This window comes from Vibrio sp. 10N.261.52.C2 (genome assembly GCF_041471425.1).
GTDB classification, from domain to species: domain Bacteria; phylum Pseudomonadota; class Gammaproteobacteria; order Enterobacterales; family Vibrionaceae; genus Vibrio; species Vibrio crassostreae_C.
The window spans coordinates 61,280-82,673 of the sequence record NZ_JBFROH010000070.1; the positions used below are offsets into that span (position 1 = coordinate 61,280).

At 44.3% G+C, this 21,394-nt stretch carries 20 protein-coding genes; 17 read left to right on the forward strand and 3 right to left on the reverse strand.

Annotation, left to right across the window (positions count from 1 at the left end):
• The first annotated feature begins 13 nt into the window (after positions 1–13).
• The 9 genes from lpxK (at position 14) to pyrF (ending at position 7,493) form a co-directional block, all read left to right on the forward strand.
• On the forward strand, positions 14–1,021 hold the full coding sequence (gene lpxK / locus AB4307_RS21025; protein ID WP_102321280.1) for a tetraacyldisaccharide 4'-kinase: 1,008 nt from the start codon (positions 14–16) through the stop codon (positions 1,019–1,021).
• Positions 1,002–1,181 carry a Trm112 family protein gene (locus tag AB4307_RS21030; RefSeq protein WP_004736429.1) on the forward strand — a complete coding sequence of 60 codons (180 nt, stop codon included), beginning with the start codon at positions 1,002–1,004 and terminating at the stop codon, positions 1,179–1,181. Before lpxK ends, AB4307_RS21030 begins: the two co-directional genes overlap by 20 nt.
• Complete coding sequence (kdsB, locus tag AB4307_RS21035) at positions 1,181–1,927, forward strand: 3-deoxy-manno-octulosonate cytidylyltransferase (RefSeq protein WP_372133369.1); 747 nt, start codon at positions 1,181–1,183, stop codon at positions 1,925–1,927. Before AB4307_RS21030 ends, kdsB begins: the two co-directional genes overlap by 1 nt.
• A 292-nt stretch (positions 1,928–2,219) precedes the next feature.
• On the forward strand, positions 2,220–2,900 hold the full coding sequence (gene cmk / locus AB4307_RS21040) for a (d)CMP kinase (protein ID WP_017060237.1): 681 nt from the start codon (positions 2,220–2,222) through the stop codon (positions 2,898–2,900).
• Between the two features lie 106 nt (positions 2,901–3,006).
• Positions 3,007–4,677, forward strand: coding sequence for a 30S ribosomal protein S1 (gene rpsA, locus AB4307_RS21045; RefSeq protein ID WP_010439921.1), 1,671 nt, complete (start codon positions 3,007–3,009; stop codon positions 4,675–4,677).
• 121 nt (positions 4,678–4,798) lie between these two features.
• Positions 4,799–5,083 (forward strand): integration host factor subunit beta, encoded by a 285-nt coding sequence (ihfB, locus tag AB4307_RS21050; RefSeq protein WP_017060238.1) that lies wholly within the window; start codon positions 4,799–4,801, stop codon positions 5,081–5,083.
• 129 nt (positions 5,084–5,212) lie between these two features.
• Complete coding sequence (locus AB4307_RS21055) at positions 5,213–5,485, forward strand: LapA family protein (protein ID WP_017066774.1); 273 nt, start codon at positions 5,213–5,215, stop codon at positions 5,483–5,485.
• A gap of 12 nt (positions 5,486–5,497) precedes the next feature.
• The gene (gene lapB / locus AB4307_RS21060; RefSeq protein ID WP_372133371.1) at positions 5,498–6,673 is read left to right on the forward strand and encodes a lipopolysaccharide assembly protein LapB; all 1,176 of its coding nucleotides are present in this window, start codon (positions 5,498–5,500) and stop codon (positions 6,671–6,673) included.
• 124 nt (positions 6,674–6,797) lie between these two features.
• Positions 6,798–7,493 carry an orotidine-5'-phosphate decarboxylase gene (gene pyrF, locus AB4307_RS21065; RefSeq protein WP_017060241.1) on the forward strand — a complete coding sequence of 232 codons (696 nt, stop codon included), beginning with the start codon at positions 6,798–6,800 and terminating at the stop codon, positions 7,491–7,493.
• A 104-nt stretch (positions 7,494–7,597) separates the two neighbouring features.
• On the opposite strand, the gene miaE is transcribed toward pyrF, so the two are convergent.
• Both miaE and AB4307_RS21075 read right to left on the reverse strand, forming a co-directional pair.
• On the reverse strand, positions 7,598–8,353 hold the full coding sequence (miaE, locus tag AB4307_RS21070) for a tRNA isopentenyl-2-thiomethyl-A-37 hydroxylase MiaE (protein WP_017060242.1): 756 nt from the start codon (positions 8,351–8,353) through the stop codon (positions 7,598–7,600).
• 143 nt (positions 8,354–8,496) lie between these two features.
• A complete protein-coding gene (locus tag AB4307_RS21075) occupies positions 8,497–9,261 on the reverse strand; it encodes a hypothetical protein (RefSeq protein WP_017060243.1) in 765 nt (254 codons plus the stop codon).
• 322 nt (positions 9,262–9,583) lie between these two features.
• On the opposite strand from AB4307_RS21075, the gene cysB reads away from it, so the two are divergent.
• Positions 9,584–10,558, forward strand: coding sequence for an HTH-type transcriptional regulator CysB (cysB, locus tag AB4307_RS21080; RefSeq protein ID WP_010439939.1), 975 nt, complete (start codon positions 9,584–9,586; stop codon positions 10,556–10,558).
• Between the two features lie 214 nt (positions 10,559–10,772).
• Positions 10,773–11,975 carry a methyltransferase gene (locus AB4307_RS21085; protein WP_372105243.1) on the forward strand — a complete coding sequence of 401 codons (1,203 nt, stop codon included), beginning with the start codon at positions 10,773–10,775 and terminating at the stop codon, positions 11,973–11,975.
• 155 nt (positions 11,976–12,130) lie between these two features.
• Here the strand turns inward: AB4307_RS21085 and ald are convergent, their stop codons facing one another.
• On the reverse strand, positions 12,131–13,255 hold the full coding sequence (gene ald, locus AB4307_RS21090) for an alanine dehydrogenase (protein WP_017060246.1): 1,125 nt from the start codon (positions 13,253–13,255) through the stop codon (positions 12,131–12,133).
• Between the two features lie 156 nt (positions 13,256–13,411).
• Between ald and lrp the strand changes: the two genes are divergently transcribed.
• The 6 genes from lrp (at position 13,412) to AB4307_RS21120 (ending at position 21,270) form a co-directional block, all read left to right on the forward strand.
• Positions 13,412–13,906: a leucine-responsive transcriptional regulator Lrp gene (gene lrp / locus AB4307_RS21095; protein WP_004734558.1), complete on the forward strand. Its 495-nt coding sequence runs from the start codon at positions 13,412–13,414 to the stop codon at positions 13,904–13,906.
• Between the two features lie 163 nt (positions 13,907–14,069).
• Positions 14,070–17,240 carry a DNA translocase FtsK gene (locus AB4307_RS21100; protein WP_372133375.1) on the forward strand — a complete coding sequence of 1,057 codons (3,171 nt, stop codon included), beginning with the start codon at positions 14,070–14,072 and terminating at the stop codon, positions 17,238–17,240.
• A 75-nt stretch (positions 17,241–17,315) separates the two neighbouring features.
• Positions 17,316–17,912, forward strand: coding sequence for an outer membrane lipoprotein periplasmic chaperone LolA (lolA, locus tag AB4307_RS21105; RefSeq protein ID WP_017060248.1), 597 nt, complete (start codon positions 17,316–17,318; stop codon positions 17,910–17,912).
• A 64-nt stretch (positions 17,913–17,976) separates the two neighbouring features.
• On the forward strand, positions 17,977–19,332 hold the full coding sequence (locus AB4307_RS21110) for a replication-associated recombination protein A (RefSeq protein WP_017060249.1): 1,356 nt from the start codon (positions 17,977–17,979) through the stop codon (positions 19,330–19,332).
• A gap of 142 nt (positions 19,333–19,474) precedes the next feature.
• Positions 19,475–20,782 carry a serine--tRNA ligase gene (gene serS / locus AB4307_RS21115; protein WP_017060250.1) on the forward strand — a complete coding sequence of 436 codons (1,308 nt, stop codon included), beginning with the start codon at positions 19,475–19,477 and terminating at the stop codon, positions 20,780–20,782.
• Between the two features lie 221 nt (positions 20,783–21,003).
• Complete coding sequence (locus AB4307_RS21120; RefSeq protein WP_372133378.1) at positions 21,004–21,270, forward strand: DksA/TraR family C4-type zinc finger protein; 267 nt, start codon at positions 21,004–21,006, stop codon at positions 21,268–21,270.
• Positions 21,271–21,394 lie beyond the last annotated feature (124 nt).

Consider the following 21,394-nt stretch of genomic DNA (forward strand, 5'->3'; position numbering starts at 1 on the left):
ATTAGGTCTTGTTGTGATCGAAAAGATTTGGTTTAACAATCACCCGTTGAAATATCTTCTCTGGCCGCTTTTGTGGCCACTGAGTCTGCTGTTCAAAATGATCAGTAGTCGGCGTCGTGACGCTTATCTCTCAGGAAATAAAGAGACCTACCGCCCGCCTTTACCTGTTATTGTTGTGGGCAATATTACTGCTGGTGGAAATGGTAAAACACCGGTTGTGATTTGGTTAGTTGAGATGCTTCAGGCTCACGGCTTTAAACCCGGAGTCGTATCTCGCGGCTACGGTGCAAAAGCACCAAGCTATCCGTTGGTGTTGGATGAAAATACCCCAGCTGAGCATTCGGGTGATGAACCTCGCTTGATTCGTAAGCGAACTGGTGCGCCAGTCGCAGTCGACCCTGTGCGAGCTAACGCAGTGAAAGCATTGCTGAGCAAAGGCGTTGATGTGATTATCACTGACGATGGCCTTCAGCATTACGCGCTTGAACGCGACATTGAATTTGCAGTTATCGACGGCGCAAGACGCTTTGGTAGTGAGAGTTTGATTCCTTTAGGTCCATTACGAGAGCCGGTTTCTCGTTTAGATGAAGTCGACTTTTTGGTAAACAATGGCGGTAAAGCGCACGGTCGAGAGTTCTCGATGTCTTTGCTTCCAAGCCAAGCAGTTAACCTAAAGACTGGTCAGAAAAGGTCTGTGGCAAAATTACACAAGCTGGTGGCTTTTGCCGGTATTGGCCACCCACCGCGCTTTTTTAAAACATTGGAAGATCTTGATGGTGATGTGGTTTTCACACAGGGCTTCGCCGACCATCAAGATTTTGATAAAGATGAACTTCATGCCTTAGCTAATAAAGGTATGAATCTGATTATGACAGAAAAAGACGCTGTAAAATGCGAAGAATATGCGCAAGATAACTGGTGGTATCTTCCAGTTTCTGCGCAGTTTGATGAAGATTCGCAACAGCAAATTTTAAAAAGAATAAAAGAGGTTATGGAATACTATGGATCACCGTCTACTTGAGATCGTTGCTTGCCCTGTATGTAAAGGTAAACTAACTTTTGACAAGGATAAGCAAGAGCTTGTTTGTAAAATTGATCGCCTTGCTTACCCAATTAAAGAGGGTATTCCTGTTCTTTTAGAACCTGAAGCTCGCACCGTTTCTATGGATGAGGGTAAGTAATGTCTTATACGGTTGTTATACCTGCAAGATACCAATCGAGCCGTTTACCAGGGAAGCCACTTGCTGACATTGGTGGAAAGCCGATGATTCAATGGGTATACGAACAGTCAATGAAAGCGGGTGCCGATAACGTTATTATCGCTACCGACGACGCTCGAGTTGAAAAAGCGGCTAAAGCATTTGGCGCGACCGTTTGTATGACATCACCGAATCACGAATCGGGCACTGAACGCCTAGCTGAAGTGATTGAAGTTATGAATATTCCTGATGATCATATTATCGTGAATGTTCAAGGTGATGAGCCACTTATCCCACCTTCGATCATTAATCAGGTTGCCAACAATCTTGCTAACAGTACAGCTCCGATGGCAACGTTAGGTGTGGAAATCACTCATGCTGATGAAGTGTTTAACCCTAATGCCGTTAAAGTTGTAACCGATAAAGACGGTTATGCCTTGTATTTTAGCCGAGCAACCATCCCTTGGGATCGCGATGCTTACGCGAACAACGGTACTGCAGCGGAATCTCCTTTGCTTCGTCATATTGGTATCTATGCTTACCGAGCGGGTTTTATCAATACCTACATTAACTGGGAACCAAGCACTCTTGAACGTATTGAGTTCCTAGAGCAATTACGAGTACTTTGGTACGGTGAAAAAATCCACGTAGACGTTGCGGCGGAAGCACCTGCGGCTGGTGTTGATACGCCTGAAGACCTAGAAGCGGTTCGAGCTATTATTGGTTAAGCTTCTTTGAGCGAATTCTTGTTTGCTCTACAAAATGAAAAATCATGAGCCTTGCCTATTGCGAGGCTTTTTTCTATCTACCGAAAAGTGCGCTATCGAAAAGCGCGTGTGTGTCTTATTGACCTAAGCAAACGGATATTGGGATAGTTGCATTGGTTTATGCATCATCAACACGGAATTATCTGAGATTTACCTCGCTCGAGTTCCAATTTTTCTCTATAATATGCCGCCTATAAAGTAGTGGCGAATCGCTAGTACAGAATAAAACTTACGACAAAACGTGGAGTAAAAGATGCCTTCTCAAAGCCCAGTGATTACGGTTGATGGACCAAGTGGTGCAGGTAAAGGTACCCTGTGTATGTTGCTAGCAGATAAGCTAGGCTTTCATCTTCTAGACTCAGGCGCGATCTATCGCGTATTGGCTTTAGCGGCAATTCACCATGGTGTGGATACTGAATCAGAGGATGCTTTAGTACCGCTTGCTACACACTTAGACGTGCAGTTTATTGCTGAAGGCGACTTAGTTAAGGTTATCCTAGAAGGTGAAGATGTGTCTGGTGAACTTCGTAAAGAAGAGACAGGCATGGCGGCTTCAAAAGTTGCTGCTTTACCTCGCGTTCGCGAAGCACTGCTTCGTCGTCAACGTGCATTCAGCGCTGCGCCTGGTTTGGTTGCAGATGGTCGTGACATGGGAACGGTTGTGTTTCCTGAAGCTGAAGCGAAAATATTTTTAGATGCAAGTGCTGAAGAGCGTGCGAGTCGCCGCCTTAAACAGTTGCAACAGAAGGGGTTAGATGTTAAATTTGACGACCTTTTGAGCGAGATCCAAGAGCGAGACGACCGAGATCGTAATCGCCCAGTGGCGCCACTTCGCCCTGCAGAGGATGCTCTAGTGCTTGATTCCACCTCAATGAATATTGAGCAGGTAGTAGAAAAAGCACTACACTATATTGAATCGAAACTGGCTGGGTAATTTCGCCGAGCTAGTACGAACGTTGGTCGCAAGGATGATGACCGGCGAATTTATCAACCCCATGCGGTAGGATACCCATGGACGTTTAATTATTGAAGATTAAATAATGACTGAATCTTTTGCTCAACTCTTTGAAGAGTTTCTATCTGAAACTGAATTCCAACAAGGCAGCATCGTTAAAGGTACTGTAGTAGCTATCGAGAACGGTTTCGTTCTTGTAGACGCTGGTCTTAAGTCTGAATCTGCTATCCCTGCTGAACAATTCAAGAACGCTGCTGGCGAACTTGAAGTTGAAGTTGGTGCTGAAGTAGACGTAGCTCTAGACGCTGTTGAAGATGGTTTCGGTGAAACTCAACTTTCTCGTGAGAAAGCTAAGCGTCACGAAGCTTGGATCGTACTTGAGAAAGCTTGCGAAGAAGCTGAAACTGTTGTTGGTATCATCAACGGTAAAGTTAAAGGCGGTTTCACTGTTGAACTTAACGGTATCCGTGCTTTCCTTCCTGGTTCTCTAGTAGACGTACGTCCTATCCGTGACACTGCTCACCTAGAAAACAAAGAGCTAGAGTTCAAAGTAATCAAGCTAGACCAGAAGCGTAACAACGTTGTTGTTTCTCGTCGTGCTGTTATCGAATCTGAAAACAGTGTTGAGCGTGACGAACTTCTTGAAACTCTACAAGAAGGTACTGAAGTTAAAGGTATCGTTAAGAACCTTACTGACTACGGTGCATTCGTTGACCTTGGCGGTGTTGACGGTCTTCTACATATCACAGATATGGCTTGGAAGCGCGTTAAGCACCCATCAGAGATCGTTAACGTTGGTGACGAAATCCTAGTTAAAGTTCTTAAGTTCGATCGTGAGCGCACTCGTGTTTCACTAGGTCTTAAGCAACTAGGCGAAGATCCATGGGTAGCAATCGCTAAGCGTTACCCAGAAGGTCACAAGCTTTCTGGTCGTGTTACAAACCTAACTGACTACGGCTGCTTCGTTGAAATCGAAGAAGGCGTTGAAGGTCTAGTACACGTTTCTGAAATGGATTGGACTAACAAGAACATCCACCCTTCTAAAGTTGTTAATGTTGGCGACGAAGTTGAGGTTATGGTTCTTGATATCGACGAAGAACGTCGTCGTATCTCTCTAGGTCTGAAACAGTGTAAAGCTAACCCATGGCAGTCATTTGCAGAAATGCAAGCTAAGGGCGACAAAGTTACTGGTAAGATCAAGTCTATCACTGACTTTGGTATCTTCATCGGTCTAGAAGGCGGTATCGACGGTCTTGTACACCTATCTGACATTTCTTGGAACGCTGCCGGCGAAGAAGCTGTACGTGAATACAAGAAAGGCGACGAAATCTCTGCTGTTGTTCTAGCAGTAGATGCAGAGCGTGAGCGTATTTCTCTTGGCGTTAAGCAAATGGAAAACGACCCGTTCAACGCATACGTTGCTGACAACAAGAAAGGTGTTCTTGTAAACGGTACTGTTACTGCAGTTGACGCGAAAGGCGCTACTATCGAGCTAATCGAAGGCGTTGAAGGTTACATCCGCGCTTCTGAAGTTTCTCGCGACCGTATCGAAGATGCATCTCTAATCCTAAGCGTTGGCGACAGCGTTGAAGCGAAGTTCACTGGTGTAGACCGTAAGAACCGCGTAATCAACCTATCTATCAAAGCTAAAGATGAAGCTGATGAGCAAGAAGCAATGGCTTCACTGAACAAGTCTGAAGAAGGCGCGTTCGGTAACGCAATGGCAGACGCATTCAAAGCTGCTAAAGGCGAATAATAGCTTCTCATTAAGAGAATTATAGCTATCTAGCCAAGAAAGGAGCCGTAAGGCTCCTTTTTTTTTGCTTATTTTTCCGATAGGTCTATAATTTCTAAAAAGAAAACCAACGAGGGTAACTATGACTAAGTCTGAATTGATTGAAAGACTGTGCGCTGAGCAAACGCATCTTTCTGCAAAAGAAATTGAAGACGCTGTAAAAGACATTTTAGAGCATATGGCTTCAACACTAGAAAGTGGTGATCGAATCGAAATTCGCGGTTTTGGCAGTTTTTCTCTGCATTATCGTGAGCCTCGTGTTGGACGTAATCCAAAGACTGGTGACAAGGTTGAGTTAGAAGGTAAATACGTTCCTCACTTCAAACCAGGTAAAGAGCTGCGTGAACGAGTAAACTCAGGAATGTAGCCTACTTATCGGAATTAAGAAAAGCGGCATACTATAATGTATGCCGCTTTTTTATGACCATAATATGGTGGTCTGATTAGTAATTTTCCTGCATAATCGTACAGCTAACCAACCAATGAGTGATGAACTATGAAAATTATAAAAATAGTCGCCGTTATCGCACTTTTCCTAATTGCACTGGCTTTAGGCTCTCAAAACCAAACAACTGTGAATTTCAACTATCTGCTAGCGCAAGGTGACTTCCACCTATCAAGTTTATTAGGTGTTGTATTCGTTTCAGGCTTCGCCCTTGCTTGGTTAGTCTTTGGTAATATGCACATGCGGTCTCAGCTAAAAATTCATCGCTTGAAGAAGCAACTCAATAAGCAATCAAAGCAGGTCGCTGCTGATACTAAAGCTTAAAGGCTATATTTGATGTTAGAGTTACTGTTCTTACTTTTGCCCATCGCAGCCGCTTATGGCTGGTATATGGGTAATCGTAATGCTCAGCAAGAAAAACAAAAGCAATCACACCAGATCTCCCGTCAATACGTGACGGGTTTGAACCTATTACTGTCAGATCAATCTGACAAAGCGGTTGATCATTTCATTGAGCTGCTTCAAGTAGACGATGAAACCATCGATACTCACTTGGCTTTGGGCAACTTGTTCCGCTCAAGAGGCGAAGTCGACCGTGCTATTCGTATTCACCAAAATCTCATCTCTCGTTCGGGGCTTACCCTCGATCAGAAAAACCTCGCACTGCAACAATTAGCGAAAGACTATATGGTCTCTGGTTTCCTTGATCGCGCTGAAAAAATATTTGAACAACTTGTAGAAGAACCTGACCATAAAGAGGGCGCTTTACAGCAGTTGGTTGCTATCTATCAGCAGACCCGTGAGTGGAACAAAGCCATCCATTACGGAAATATCTTAGTTAAGCTCGGCAAGAAAAAAATGAAGATGCGTGCGACCGTTGCGCATTTTTGGTGTGAACTTGCAATGCAAGAACAAGCCGATGGTAATCGTTCTAAAGCGCTTCAGCATTTTAAGAAGTCGCTTTCTGAAGACCCTAAATGTGTTCGCGCAAGTATCGCGCTAGGGAAGTTCCACTTAGCAAACGAAGATTACCAAAAGACAATTGATTGTCTTGAGTCGGTACTAGAACAAGATATCGATTTTATCAGTGAGGTGTTACCAACCCTAGCTGAGTGTTACCACAAGCTTGGACAAGAAGCTCAATTGGTCGAGTTCCTCAAAGCGTGTATTCAGAAGAAAGCCGGTGTATCTGCCGAACTGATGCTGGCGCAATTGGTTGCTCACCATGAAGATGTAGGCTCTGCTCAAGAGTTACTGACAAAGCAGCTTGTTAAAAATCCAACCATGAAAGGTTTTTATCGATTAATCGATTACCACCTAGCGGAAGCAGAAGAAGGCCGAGCAAAAGACAGCTTAACCACACTTCAATCTATGGTTGGTGAACAGCTTAAGGTTAAGCCTCATTACCGTTGTCGTCAGTGTGGTTTCTCGACACACTCTTTGTATTGGCACTGCCCTTCATGTAAAGGGTGGGGGACGATCAAGCCTATTCGTGGGCTTGATGGTGAATAGATTTGTGGTCACTTTAAGACCAAATTATTAATTGCAGCTTTCGGGCTGCATTTTTATGACTGTTATTTATCACCTGCTTAGGTGATTAGAAATTTTTAGAAAGTTAACTGCGTTAGGAGATGAAATGAACGACCAAAAAATCATTGTAGCCTTGGATTATGATAATCAAGCGGATGCGTTAGCCTTTGTCGATCGAATTGACCCAGCATCTTGCCGCCTAAAAGTGGGCAAAGAGATGTTTACCCTGTTTGGCCCTGAATTTGTTCGTGAATTACATAAGCGTGGTTTCTCAGTATTTTTAGACCTTAAATTCCACGACATCCCGAACACATGTTCAAAAGCAGTCCGTGCTGCCGCTGAACTGGGTGTTTGGATGGTGAACGTACACGCAAGTGGCGGTGAGCGTATGATGACGGCTTCTCGCGAAATCTTAGAACCTTATGGCAAAGATCGTCCACTGTTAATCGGTGTAACGGTACTCACCAGTATGGAGCAATCTGACTTAGCGGGTATCGGTCTGGATCTTGAACCACAACAACACGTGATGCGCTTGGCTTCTCTAACGAAAAACTCTGGCTTAGACGGTGTTGTATGTTCTGCACAAGAGGCTTCTTTGCTTAAAGGTGCACTTGGTCAAGAGTTCAAGCTAGTTACTCCAGGTATTCGTCCTGTCGGCGCAGATGTTGGTGACCAGAAGCGCATCATGACGCCTTCTAAAGCGATTGAATCAGGTTCAGACTACCTTGTTATTGGTCGTCCGATTACGCAAGCGATAGACCCTGCTGCTGTACTTGCAGAGATCAACGGTACGCTTGCTTAAGTCTATATTTGGATTGAGATATAAATAAAGAAGGCCAGCAAATTGCTGGCCTTAATTTTTTAGTCTGGATTAGTCTAAACTGGACTGAATGCTCTGTGTGGAGCCTAAACCGGAGCACCACTATGGAATTTGAAGTCGCTGTCTTCTGAAGTGATAAGATCAGCTTCTACTTGAGCAAAATGCGAAATACGCTCTGAAATATCTTTCCCTGCGATCTGTTCTGCTAGCTCAAGGTAATCTTGGTAGTGGCGAGCTTCTGAACGAAGTAGAGACACGTAAAACTTCTCCATGTCTTCTTCCAAGAAAGGAGCCAATTTAGCGAAGCGCTCACAAGAGCGAGCTTCAATAAACGCACCGATGATAAGCTTATCAACCAGAGCATCAGGCTCGTAAGTCTTAACTTGTTTGATCAAGCCCTTAGCGTAACGACCCGCCTCGATTGGCTGGTAAGTCACGCCTTTCTTCTCCATCAACTCCATGACTTGGTAGAAGTGATGCAGCTCTTCTTTGATCAGTAAAACCATCTTATCGATTAGGTCAGCACCGTAATTACAGCCTTCTTTCGCTGTGATTTGCTTGGATACGTTGCTTTTACCACGCAGAGACTCTAAGTCTCCGATACGACGGTAAGCAAATTGCTCGTATGGCAAAATCCATTCATTCAGTTGCTTCGCGCTTTCTTTATCGACGGCGTACTTGCGAATAAGGAATAAAGCACTCTGTGCAGCCTTAAGTTCACACAGCATGTGATCGCGTAGAATGATGTGAAGATTTTCTGGCTTTTTGGCTTCATCTATCCATGAATCTGGCGTTTCGGCTTTAAGAAAAGAGTGGATTGGAGCGAGTAATTCTTGATACATGGTCAGGGAAAGTTTGTTGATAATGCGGGGATTTTATCACAGCTCAAGAGATCTCCCTATACAGAGAAAGGAAATTCAACAGCTACAAAAAAGGCCGCCTATTTAATGTAAATAAGGCGGCCTTTAAGTGTTGAGTTAGACTGTTACCATTTCTTCTTCTGACCGAAGAGGGCATCCATATCGTCTTCTCGTTCTTTAGATTCCATCTGCTGCAAATCTTGAGCGTTTTTGTCTTGGCGTTTCTGGTCAAGCTCGTTAAGCATCTGTTGAAGCTTTTCTTTGGCTTGATTAGAGTACGAGTCGTTCTTAGTCGCCAAAGCATCAATACCTTTGCGTAATAGCTGAATCGCTGTTCCCGGTTGTCCGCGAGAAATCGAATCGTTTGCACGTTTGATAACATTTTCAATGTTAATACGGATTTGAATTGTTTCTAGGCGAGCATTTTCAACCACATAAGCTTGAGTCTCGAAACGGCCTTTATTGTGCTCGTTGCGCACCGTATCACGCAGGCGTTTAACTAACTTAAGCATCATGATCGCTTGCTTGTCACTACTTGGTACGCGGAAAGCGGTACTCTCGCCACCTTTGTAGTTCTCTTTTAGCTGAGTGATTTGTTGTTTTACGCTTTCAATGCGTTGGGCAAGCTGCTTATTTTTTGGATCGAGTTGATACATGTTTTCTAATGCATCAAGAATTCGATTGTTTAAGCATACAAGAAGATCTTGGCTAAACGGCATGTGATGAGCGTTGCCAATCAGTTCTTCTGTACCGTCAATAATGGTTAGATAACGAGAAGCTTCCTGTTTCTTCGCTGTTTCTACCTTAACTTTATATTGAAGCATGATGTTGTAGCCTAAAACTAACACCAAAAGAACGGCTACTAAGACGATTATTAAACCAATATTCATATATTTGAGTCTGCTTATTATTTTCTATAGCTAACTGGAGAGGATACACGATTCCATTGTGTATCGGCACTCGTAAATTGCAATTTCTGATTATCTCTTGTTGAGCGAAATCGGCAATCAAAACTTACCAACTAATGTATGAGAATGAGGGTTGGGTTGCAAAGCGTTAGTGATATTTTTGTTTGTTAAGCTAGAAAAACTCAATTTTCCTGTCATTTTTGTGTTCGAAGCGTTATAACTATTAATTATATTACACGCGACTATAACGCTCTCTTTGCAAATAAGTTAGCACAGAAATGAGTAAAGGATTACGAGGTTAGATATGAAGTTACAGCAACTGAAGTACATTGTTGAGGTTGTAAACCATAACCTAAATGTTTCAGCTACAGCAGAGAGTTTGTACACATCTCAGCCTGGCATTAGTAAGCAAGTTAGATTACTTGAAGACGAACTAGGCATTCAGATTTTTGAGCGTAGCGGCAAGCATCTAACGCAGGTTACCCAAGCGGGTGAGGATATCATTCGTATCTCTCAAGAGATTTTGGCGCGCGTTGAAAGCATTAAAGCGGTAGCGGGTGAACACACACATCCAGAGATGGGTACATTGAATATTTCAACGACTCATACTCAAGCTCGTTATGCACTGCCTGATGTGATTAAAGGTTTCACGGCGCGCTATCCAAAAGTATCGCTTCACATGCACCAAGGTACGCCAAGCCAAATGTCAGAAGCCGTCGCTAAAGGTACAGCGAATTTTGCGATTGCAACGGAAGCGCTACACCTTTACCAAGATGCGATTATGCTGCCTTGTTACCACTGGAACCGTTCGATCGTCGTGACCAAAGATCATCCCCTGGCACAGAAGCGTAATATCACGATCGAAGATCTTGCGGCTTACTCTCTCGTGACTTATGTATTTGGTTTCACTGGCCGTTCTGAGCTTGATACCGCGTTTAACAAAGTAGGTTTAACACCGCGTGTTGTGTTTACTGCGACCGATGCAGACGTAATCAAAACCTACGTTCGTATGGGCATTGGTGTTGGTGTCATTGCAAGTATGGCCATCGACCAAGAACAAGATACTGACCTGGTCGCTATTGATGCTAGTCATTTATTTGGTGCAAGCACCACCAGCATTGGCTTTAGAAAAGGCACTTTCCTGCGTTCGTACATGTTTGATTTCATGGAGCGTTTCGCCCCGCATTTAACTCGACCTGTTGTTGAACAAGCTATCTCTTTAAAATCGAATGATGAGATCGAAGAGATGTTTAAGGATATCGATCTGCCGGTGAGATAGTGATTAGAACATTACAAGACTAGAAGCTCGGAAGCATTTCTAAATTTTAAATCGGTCTGTTATCAGGCCGATTTTTGTTTTAATTATGTATCATCCTCAAACGTTCGCATCTCGATAACTTTTCTTTACACTGCCTCTCTTTGCGCCGCATCTCATGTAGTGCCTTTCTATTTCGGCCTCTACCCTCTACAATCCACCCATCATAGGGGGAAGCATGCATTCACGATTCAAAATACTCGACTCATTTTTGTTAGAGCACCAAATTTATTGGCGTTCAGAGCCCTTCCATCTATGTCGAACTCACCAAACACCATGGCGCAATGTGAATCGTCCTCTTGTTGATTGGTTAGAAGGCTTGAGTATTCAGCGCATTCAAACGTTGAAAGAGCAGCCTCAGCTATTGGCCGATGAATTGACTCTTTTCCTCCCTCAATTATATGCCGTTAACCAAAATATCCAGTTTGAAAGAGCGACACTTGCCGGGTTAAAGCTTGCTCGCGGTACTGGAGATGGTATTCCTGGAAGAAAGTTGCAACAAATTGTTTCGATGGGAGAAGCTGTGCTTGAGAACCATTATGGAAAAGAGTGGCTCGAGTGGTGTTCTGGTAAAGGCTTTCTTGGTCGAATCCTATCTCAGCAATCGGATCAAAAAGTCACTAGCTTTGAATGGCAGCAATCGTTATGCGAAAGCGGACAAAAGATTGCGGATGACCAGAAGTTAGCGATGGATTTTGTTCAAGGAGATGCGTTTTCAGACAAGGCCGATGACGTGTTTAATTCGTACCAACATGCCGTGGCCCTTCATGCTTGTGGTGATCTTCATGTTGAGCTAGTTAAAAAGTCAGTGTCACATGGGCTACCAGCGGTCACTATTTCTCCTTGTTGTTATCATCTTATTCGAGACGAAAACTATCAAGCGATGTCTTCTATCGCGAAAAGCTCAGCATTAACGTTAAGTAAGAGCGACTTGAGAATCCCGCTTCAAGAAACCGTTACTGGTGGTGAAAGAGTAAAAAGACATCGTCAACTAGAGATGAGCTATCGTCTAGGCTTCAGCCAGTTGCTTAAGGCTGAACTTAACATTGACGAATACATTCCTGTACCGAGCATCAAAAAATCAGAGTTAGCTGAGGGCTTTGAATCTTTCTGCCGTTGGGCATCTGAAGTGAAAGAGCTATCGCTGGGCTCAGATATTGATTTTGACTCTTATTTGATTCAAGGCGAAGCGCTTTTCTGGGAAATGGAAAAGCTGAGTTTGGTTCAACAAGTCTTTAGACGACCATTAGAGATATGGCTGGCTTTAGATCGCGCTATCTATCTGCAAGAGCAAGGTTATGAAGCTACGATTGAAGAGTTCTGTGAACGCAGTATTACGCCAAGAAATCTATTGATTCATGGGGTTAAAATCGAGCGCTAGTGGTAAACCGTACTGTTACGTGTTTTTACGAACTAAATCCATTAATGCAAAAAAGCCAGCGCGACATAATGTCGTACTGGCTTTTTGTTTAATGTGTATGAGTTAACTGAACGCTTCAACGAGAAGATTATTGCGTTCAGTTAGTCATTACATCATTAGTTAAACATTGCGATTGCTTCTGCTGGGTCTACGTATTCAAGGTCAAAGCTTTCTGCAACTTCTTTACAAGTTACTTTACCGTGAATAACGTTTAGACCTTCTAGGAAGCCTTCATCAGATAGAAGTGCTTCGCGGTAGCCTTTGTTCGCTAGCTTAACAATGTAAGGAAGTGTTGCATTGTTTAGTGCGTAAGTTGAAGTACGAGCAACAGCGCCAGGCATGTTTGCAACACAGTAGTGAACTACGTCATCAACAATGTAAGTTGGGTCTGCGTGAGTGGTTGCGTGAGAAGTCTCGAAACAACCGCCTTGGTCGATTGCAACATCAACAACTGCTGAACCTGGCTTCATCTTAGCGATGTGCTCTTTTGTAACCAATTTTGGAGCTGCTGCGCCAGGAATTAGTACTGCACCAATTACTAGGTCTGCTTCTAGAACATGCTTCTCAATGGCGTCTTCAGTAGAATAAACCACTTTTGCGCGACCTTGGAATTCTTCATCAAGTCGACGCAGTGTATCTACGTTACGGTCAAGAATTGTAACATCAGCGCGAAGGCCTACAGCCATACGTGCTGCGTTAGCACCTACAACACCGCCACCAACAACAACAACTTTTGCTGGTTCAACACCTGGAACGCCACCAAGAAGAAGACCACAACCACCGTTAGATTTCTCTAATGTTTGTGCACCTGCTTGAATAGACATACGACCAGCTACTTCAGACATTGGTGCTAATAGTGGCAAGCGACCCATATTATCTGTTACAGTCTCATAGGCTACGCAGACAGCTTTGCTCTTGATAAGCTCTTCAGTTTGTGGAAAATCTGGTGCAAGGTGTAAATAGGTAAATAATATTTGCCCTTCGCGAAGCATAGCTCGCTCGACAGCTTGAGGTTCTTTAACCTTTACAATCATCTCTGCTTTCGCGAAAACGTCAGCAGCAGTAGGAAGAATGGATGCGCCTACAGCGATGTAATCATCGTCTGAAAAACCGATACCAGTACCGGCATTGGTTTCTACAAAAACTTGGTGGCCGTGTGAGATTAGTTCTCTCACGCTAGCTGGGGTCATACCAACGCGGTATTCGTGGTTCTTGATTTCCTTAGGTACGCCAATGATCATCCTGACTCCTCATTTTATTTTGGTTGTTTTATCTATGTGTAGGGTAATTCTGTCGAATTAATATCTAGTATAGATAGGTTTAGATAAAATTTGATACTGAATATTAAAAAGTTGTAGTATATTTTTTTGCAAGGAAGTAATAAGGTGGAATAAAAAATGGCAGACAATTATAAGAAGCCGTCCAAGGAACTAGATCGTATTGACCGCAACATTCTTAATGAGTTGCAAAAAGACGGTCGTATCTCAAACGTTGAACTCTCAAAACGAGTAGGACTTTCTCCAACTCCATGTCTTGAACGTGTTCGTCGTTTAGAACGTCAAGGTTACATTACTGGGTACACAGCGTTGCTGAACCCACAGTACCTTGATGCTTCACTTTTAGTGTTTGTTGAAATTACGTTGAACCGTGGTGCGCCAGATGTGTTCGAACAATTCAACACCGCTGTGCAGAAACTGGATGACATCCAAGAGTGTCATTTAGTGTCGGGTGATTTTGACTATCTTCTAAAAACACGTGTATCTGATATGGGTGCTTACCGTAAGCTACTGGGTGATACGTTACTTCGTCTACCGGGCGTAAACGACACTCGAACTTACGTAGTAATGGAAGAAGTGAAACAAACCAATCAACTTGTGATTAAAACTCGTTAGTCACAATTGGTGAAATGAAAGAAAGCGGACATTTGTTCCGCTTTCTTGCTTTCTGGAATTGGGTTTTTCTGTTTGATATGGTTAAATCAACAGTAGTTTCATTGAAACGAGCGGCTTTGGCCGCTCGAGATGTTTTTATCCCGTTTAATTATTAAGTTGGTTTATGTTCAAGCAGAGCAGTAATAAAGTAGAAACAATCATTAAAACGAGTGAAGAGCCTCAGTCTCCTCGTTTGAGTGGTTCTCAACGTCTCAAAGAGTGCAGTCTGATTCTCGGTGTTCTCTTCTCTATTCTACTTGCCGTTGCGTTATTAACTTTTAGTCCTGCAGACCCATCATGGTCGCAAACGGCGTGGGGTGGTGACATTCAAAATGCGGGTGGCTACCTAGGTGCTTGGTTGGCGGATACGCTTTTCTTCGTATTTGGCTCTTTGGCTTACCCTCTGCCTATCTTAGTGACGGTTGCTGCGTGGGTTTTATTCCGCAAACGTAATGAAGACGAGCAGATCGACTTCATGCTGTGGGGCACTCGCTTACTTGGCCTGACTATCCTAATTCTTACGAGTTGTGGTTTAGCGGATATCAACTTTGACGACATCTGGTACTTTTCATCCGGTGGCGTGGTAGGTGACGTTTTAACAAGCCTTGCACTTCCAACGTTGAATGTTCTTGGTAGTACGCTGGTTCTTCTTTTCTTATGGGGTGCTGGTTTCACTCTATTAACCGGTATCTCTTGGCTAAGCATTGTGGAATGGTTGGGTGAATGTGCCATCAAATTTTTCACGTCTACTGTTAATAAGGCTCGTGGCCAAGACCAAGAGCTGCTTGAGCCTCAATTAAGAGAATCAGCAGACCGCGATTTAATCGAAGAACGTCATCAGCAGCATCAAGCGCCAACTTACCGCGATGTTCCTGCTATAGAAGGCAACAAAGAATCAACAGAGCATGATCCGCTAGATCCTGCGATGAGTTTTTCTGCGACCAATGAGTCGGCAGACGTGGCGACAAATGCGCGAGACAATGCTGCATCGCCGAAGCGTCATTACAATATTCATATGCCTGTCGATGCTCCTGCGAAACAAGAAGCTCCTGTTCATGAAGAACCTCAGGTTCAGCCTCAAGCGGTAATTGAGTCAGAGCAAACGATCCCTGCAGCAGCTGTTTACCAAGCGCCAGAAGAACCGCTAGAAGAAGGTATTGAGCGCTCTAAACAGTTGAATGCAACGATAGAGCAGCTAGAAAATGCGGCCATGTATGAAGATGACCTAGCAGAACAAGATCAGGTTGACGCGCATGATTCTCAGGTTGTTTACCAACAATACATGCAGAACGAACAACCAGAAGTTGGCCCTGCTCATGCTGACCTTAGAAGTGCTGAACCAGAATTAGATAGCTCACCACAAGTAAATGGCGAATTTGGTGCTGAAGATGTTCAACCTGAATCTTTATACGCTTCACCTATGGGCGAGCCAGAAGCAACCGTGGAAGACGATTTCTCTGCACAACCTTCACCGTTTGATGTTACGGAAGAGCAAAGCTACCAACAGGGCTCAGAGCTTGAATCAGAACAGGCTGAAGCTGAATTAGCTGACGCAGCATTAATCGAAGAACAGTTTGAACCTTTCCCTTATCAAGAAGAACATTCAGAACCTGAACAGCCAACAGCACAAAACCTAGAGCCAACTGTTGATCTTCCTTGGGAAGAAGTAACGGAAGAAGAACCTGCGCATCAAGATCAAGATGTCGCCGCATTCCAAAGCATTGTTTCTGAAGCCCAAGCGAATATGGCAGCGGCGCAGAATCCGTTCTTGGTTCAACAAGATGTTAATTTACCTAAGCCTGCTGAGCCATTACCCACGCTTGAATTGTTATTCCACCCTGAAAAGCGTGAAACCTTTATTGACCGTGATGCACTAGAGGCAATTGCTCGTCTTGTTGAATCTAAGCTAGCGGACTACAAGATCAAAGCAGACGTTGTCGACATTTTCCCAGGTCCAGTAATCACTCGATTCGAACTTGATCTGGCTCCAGGTGTGAAAGTAAGCCGTATTTCTGGCCTTTCTATGGACTTAGCGCGTTCGCTCTCTGCATTGGCAGTACGTGTCGTAGAAGTGATTCCGGGTAAACCTTATGTTGGCTTAGAACTGCCGAATATGAGTCGCCAAACGGTATTCTTCTCAGACGTGGTTGCTAGCCCTCAGTTCCAAGAAGCGAAATCGCCAACGACAGTGGTTCTAGGACAAGACATCGCTGGTGAAGCCGTTATTGCTGATCTATCGAAAATGCCTCACGTTCTGGTTGCAGGTACAACCGGTTCTGGTAAGTCGGTAGGTGTGAACGTAATGATTCTGAGTATGCTTTACAAAGCATCACCGGAAGATGTTCGCTTCATCATGATCGACCCGAAAATGCTTGAGCTATCGGTTTATGAGGGTATTCCTCATCTATTGTCTGAAGTGGTAACCGACATGAAAGATGCGTCGAACGCCCTTCGTTGGTGTGTTGGCGAGATGGAACGACGTTATAAGCTGATGTCAGCATTAGGCGTTCGTAACATTAAAGGTTACAACGATAAGCTTAAGATGGCAGCGGAAGCGGGTCATCCAATTCACGATCCACTGTGGAAGCCGGGCGACAGCATGGACCCAGAAGCGCCATTGCTTGAGAAACTGCCTTACATTGTGGTTATCGTTGATGAATTTGCCGACCTAATCATGGTGGTTGGTAAGAAGGTTGAAGAACTGATTGCACGTTTGGCACAAAAAGCACGTGCGGCGGGTGTTCACTTGATCCTAGCGACGCAACGTCCATCAGTGGATGTTATTACTGGTCTTATTAAAGCGAACATTCCAACCCGTGTGGCCTTTACGGTATCAACTAAAACGGATTCACGAACTATCCTTGACCAAGGTGGTGCGGAATCACTATTGGGCATGGGTGATATGCTTTACTTGCCTCCTGGTTCTAGCCATACAACTCGTGTTCACGGTGCCTTTGCATCTGATGACGATGTACACGCAGTCGTGAATAACTGGAAAGCGCGTGGTAAGCCAAACTATATTGATGAAATCACCAACGGCGAACAAACCCCAGAAACCTTGCTTCCGGGTGAGAAGATGGAAGGTGATGAAGAGGTCGATCCTCTGTTTGATCAGGTGGTAGAACACGTTGTTCATTCACGTCGTGGCTCAGTTTCAGGTGTACAGCGTCGATTCAAGATTGGCTACAACCGTGCTGCACGTATTGTCGAGCAACTTGAAGCTCAAGGTATCGTAAGTGCTCCAGGTCATAACGGTAACCGAGAAGTCTTAGCACCAGCGCCACCAAAAGATTAGTTCCGGTAGGAACTCATAACTATTCAGTCGGTCAAATCGAAAATATGACCGACTTATGTTCTAACAGGATTATTGATGAAAAAAGTATTCGCACTTTTATTTATGAGCTTCTCAGTGTTTGCTTCTCCGAAAGAAGAGTTGAGTAGCCGCTTGGCATTAAACGCAGGCTTCAGCGCTGACTTTAAACAAGTCGTGACCAGCCCTGATGGTGATGTTGTTATGGAAGGTGAGGGCACGGTAGAGATTGCACGCCCAAGCCTGTTCCGCTGGGAGACCACGTTCCCTGATGAAAACTTGTTGGTATCTGATGGCCAAAGCTTGTGGTACTACAGCCCGTTCATTGAGCAAGTGAGCATTTATTGGCAAGAGCAAGCGACATCACAGACACCTTTTGTCCTGCTTACACGTAACCAAGAAAGTGATTGGGATAATTATAATGTGGCGCAAACGGGTAACCAATTCACGCTAACGCCAACTGCTGTCGATTCTAATCAGGGTGACTTCCAGATTAATATCACCGAAAAGGGCATTGTTCAGGGCTTTAATGTGATTGAACAAGACGGTCAAAAAGGTGAGTTTACCTTTAGCAATGTTGATTTGGGTAAACCTGCAGCAGACCGCTTTACTTTTGTGGCACCGGAAGGTGTCGAGGTCGACGACCAAAGAAACTGATCTAAACAAGCAGATCGTTTGGTAGTACGTCGATAGGCATTAATGCCATCAACGAATCAAGAGATTGCAATTGAGTAATTACAGCTTAGATTTTGCGGGGGACGAAGATTTTCGTCCCCTTGCTGCTCGTATGAGACCGGAAACTGTCGAACAGTACATCGGTCAGCAGCATATATTAGGCCCAGGTAAACCACTTCGCAGAGCGTTGGAAGCGGGCCATATCCACTCGATGATTTTGTGGGGGCCTCCGGGCACCGGTAAAACGACGTTAGCCGAAGTTGCAGCAAACTATGCGAATGCTGAAGTGGAACGTGTATCGGCGGTAACCTCGGGCGTAAAAGACATTCGTATTGCAATTGAAAAAGCGCGCGAGAACAAGCAAGCAGGGCGCAGAACCATCCTGTTTGTGGACGAAGTCCATCGCTTTAACAAAAGTCAGCAAGATGCTTTTCTGCCTCATATCGAAGATGGCACCGTGACCTTTATTGGTGCGACGACAGAAAACCCATCTTTTGAACTGAACAACGCTTTGTTGTCACGTGCGCGTGTCTACAAACTGACGTCCCTGAACACAGATGATATTTCTCTTGTCATTCGCCAAGCGATTGAAGATAAGCAACGTGGGTTAGGTGATGTGCCTGTTGATTTTGCTGATAATGTTTTAGATCGCCTTGCAGAACTGGTTAACGGCGACGCGCGTATGTCGCTTAACTACCTTGAACTGCTGTATGACATGGCAGAAGACAACGATAAAGGCGAGAAAGCGATAACCTTGCAGTTGTTGGCTGAAGTGGCTGGTGAGAAAGTCGCTCGTTTCGATAACAAGGGTGATATTTGGTACGACCTAATCTCCGCGGTTCATAAGTCAATTCGTGGCTCAAACCCTGATGCGGCCTTGTACTGGTCAGCACGAATGATTGCTGCGGGTTGTGATCCTTTGTATATAGTTAGACGCTTGCTGGCGATTGCTTCTGAAGATATCGGTAACGCTGATCCTCGCGCCATGCAGGTAGCGATGTCGGCTTGGGATTGCTTCACGCGCATTGGCCCTGCTGAAGGGGAGCGTGCGATTGCGCAGGCGGTTGTTTATCTCGCATGTGCACCAAAGAGTAACGCCGTTTACACCGCGTGGAAGCAAGCGTTAACAGATGCTCACAATCTTCCTGAATATGAAGTGCCGCATCATTTGCGAAATGCACCGACAACTTTGATGAAGGACATGGGCTACGGGCAAGAATACCGTTATGCTCATGACGAACCAGGAGCCTACGCCGCTGGTGAAAAGTATCTGCCTCCTGAAATGGGAGAGAAGCAATACTATTTCCCAACAAAACGAGGCTTAGAGACCAAAATTGGCGAGAAGCTAGATTATCTGGCGGATTTGGACGCAAAAAGCCCACAAAAACGCTATGAAAAGTAGTCTTTTTTGGATATCGTTACCTAGTCATAAAATTTCAATTAAATCGTTATAAATTGGTCGAAATAACACCAGTTTTAGGGGTTTAGCAGTGATTCAGTAGCAAGCTACTGAATATTCAAATAACTAAAGCATAGGATTAGCAATGCTGGATTCTAAATTACTTCGAGCTGAGCTGGATGAAACAGCGGCAAAATTAGCACGTCGAGGCTTCACCCTTGATGTAGAGACAATTCGTGAACTTGAAGAAAAACGTAAGTCCCTTCAGATGAAAACTGAAGAGCTACAAGCGTTACGTAACTCTCGATCGAAGTCCATTGGTCAAGCGAAAGCAAAAGGCGACCATGAAGAAGCTGAGCGTATCCTTGCAGAAGTAGGCAACTTAGGCGCAGAACTAGACCAAGCTAAAGTAGCATTGGCTGATCTTCAATCTGAGCTAGAAACGATCACAATGTCTATTCCTAACCTACCTGATGCAGAAGTGCCAGATGGTAAAGATGAAGACGATAACGTAGAAGTTTCTCGTTGGGGTCAACCTAAGACTTACGACTTTGAAGTGAAAGATCACGTCGATCTTGGCGAAATGTCTGGCGGTCTTGATTTTGCTAGCGCAGTTAAAATCTCGGGTTCTCGTTTCATCGTGATGAAAGGCAAATTTGCACGTCTACACCGTGCTATTGCTCAGTTCATGCTGGACCTTCACACTGATGAGCACGGCTACACAGAAATGTACGTACCGTACCTAGTGAACCACGATAGCCTTTACGGTACTGGTCAACTTCCTAAGTTCGGCGAAGACTTGTTCCACACAAGCCCGCTAACTGAGCAAGTAAGTGACGTGCCTCTTAAGACTCTATCGCTTATCCCTACTGCGGAAGTACCGGTAACGAACATGGTTCGTGACACGATTACTGATGAAGCTGAACTGCCACTTAAGATGACAGCTCACACGCCGTGTTTCCGTTCTGAAGCGGGTTCTTACGGTCGTGACACTCGTGGTCTTATCCGTATGCACCAATTCGATAAAGTTGAATTAGTACAAATCACTAAGCCAGAAGACTCAATGGCAGCGCTTGAAGAGCTAACTGGCCACGCTGAGAAAGTACTTCAACTTCTAGAGCTTCCTTACCGTAAAGTGATTCTATGTACAGGTGACATGGGCTTCGGTTCTGCGAAAACTTACGACTTAGAAGTATGGGTTCCAGCACAAGAGACTTACCGTGAGATTTCTTCTTGTTCAAACATGTGGGATTTCCAAGCGCGTCGTATGCAAGCTCGTTTCCGTCGTAAAGGCGAGAAAAAACCTGAACTTGTACACACACTAAACGGTTCTGGTCTTGCTGTTGGTCGTACTATGGTTGCTATCCTTGAGAACAACCAAGAAGCAGATGGCCGTATTGCTATCCCAGAAGTACTTCAACCATACATGGGCGGCGTAACGCACATCGGTTAATTAGATTGATTAAGCATTAGGTTACTTATAAAACCCAGCCAACAGGCTGGGTTTTTTATTGCCTATAGAATAGTGCAGTGGCGAGAAATAAATAATTTTTGTTACCTATGTGTAATAGTGTTTTATTGATTTTGATAATTATTACAATCCTTAAATGTGGCTATAATATGCTCTTACCGCGGTAGGTATAGATTTTCTCGTTCAAATACTGAGGAGGGCTTATGGCCGTAGGATGGGCTGGTGACGATAGTGTCAGCCAGCAAATACAAAATACCATTGATGATGAGATCTCTCGTGTAAGAGGAAACCTTCGAGGTGGTGAGGGTTTGCGTTATTGTGATGAGTGTGGTGATGAGATTCCGGAACAAAGACGACGCGCGATCAAAGGCGTTCGTTTGTGTATAGAATGTCAGTCAGTATTAGAGCATGACGCACATCGACATTCATTGTTTAACCGTCGAGCAAGTAAAGATAGCCAATTACGTTAAACTGACGGTTACCTTCAAGCAGTTAAGGCCTTACTTTTATGTAAGGCCTTTTAGTTTAATTAAATGATTTATTAATGAAGATATATAGAAATAATCGTCGCTCTTGTTTAGAGCAATAAACGCC

Excerpts from the sequence above, each read along its gene's own strand:
- AB4307_RS21030 (WP_004736429.1), top strand. The coding sequence starts at position 1,002 with ATGGATCACCGTCTACTTGAGATCGTTGCTTGCCCTGTATGTAAAGGT.
- kdsB (WP_372133369.1), top strand. The coding sequence starts at position 1,181 with ATGTCTTATACGGTTGTTATACCTGCAAGATACCAATCGAGCCGTTTA.
- cmk (WP_017060237.1), top strand. The coding sequence starts at position 2,220 with ATGCCTTCTCAAAGCCCAGTGATTACGGTTGATGGACCAAGTGGTGCA.
- rpsA (WP_010439921.1), top strand. The coding sequence starts at position 3,007 with ATGACTGAATCTTTTGCTCAACTCTTTGAAGAGTTTCTATCTGAAACT.
- ihfB (WP_017060238.1), top strand. The coding sequence starts at position 4,799 with ATGACTAAGTCTGAATTGATTGAAAGACTGTGCGCTGAGCAAACGCAT.
- AB4307_RS21055 (WP_017066774.1), top strand. The coding sequence starts at position 5,213 with ATGAAAATTATAAAAATAGTCGCCGTTATCGCACTTTTCCTAATTGCA.
- lapB (WP_372133371.1), top strand. The coding sequence starts at position 5,498 with ATGTTAGAGTTACTGTTCTTACTTTTGCCCATCGCAGCCGCTTATGGC.
- pyrF (WP_017060241.1), top strand. The coding sequence starts at position 6,798 with ATGAACGACCAAAAAATCATTGTAGCCTTGGATTATGATAATCAAGCG.
- miaE (WP_017060242.1), bottom strand. The coding sequence starts at position 8,353 with ATGTATCAAGAATTACTCGCTCCAATCCACTCTTTTCTTAAAGCCGAA.
- AB4307_RS21075 (WP_017060243.1), bottom strand. The coding sequence starts at position 9,261 with ATGAATATTGGTTTAATAATCGTCTTAGTAGCCGTTCTTTTGGTGTTA.
- cysB (WP_010439939.1), top strand. The coding sequence starts at position 9,584 with ATGAAGTTACAGCAACTGAAGTACATTGTTGAGGTTGTAAACCATAAC.
- AB4307_RS21085 (WP_372105243.1), top strand. The coding sequence starts at position 10,773 with ATGCATTCACGATTCAAAATACTCGACTCATTTTTGTTAGAGCACCAA.
- ald (WP_017060246.1), bottom strand. The coding sequence starts at position 13,255 with ATGATCATTGGCGTACCTAAGGAAATCAAGAACCACGAATACCGCGTT.
- lrp (WP_004734558.1), top strand. The coding sequence starts at position 13,412 with ATGGCAGACAATTATAAGAAGCCGTCCAAGGAACTAGATCGTATTGAC.
- AB4307_RS21100 (WP_372133375.1), top strand. The coding sequence starts at position 14,070 with ATGTTCAAGCAGAGCAGTAATAAAGTAGAAACAATCATTAAAACGAGT.
- lolA (WP_017060248.1), top strand. The coding sequence starts at position 17,316 with ATGAAAAAAGTATTCGCACTTTTATTTATGAGCTTCTCAGTGTTTGCT.
- serS (WP_017060250.1), top strand. The coding sequence starts at position 19,475 with ATGCTGGATTCTAAATTACTTCGAGCTGAGCTGGATGAAACAGCGGCA.
- AB4307_RS21120 (WP_372133378.1), top strand. The coding sequence starts at position 21,004 with ATGGCCGTAGGATGGGCTGGTGACGATAGTGTCAGCCAGCAAATACAA.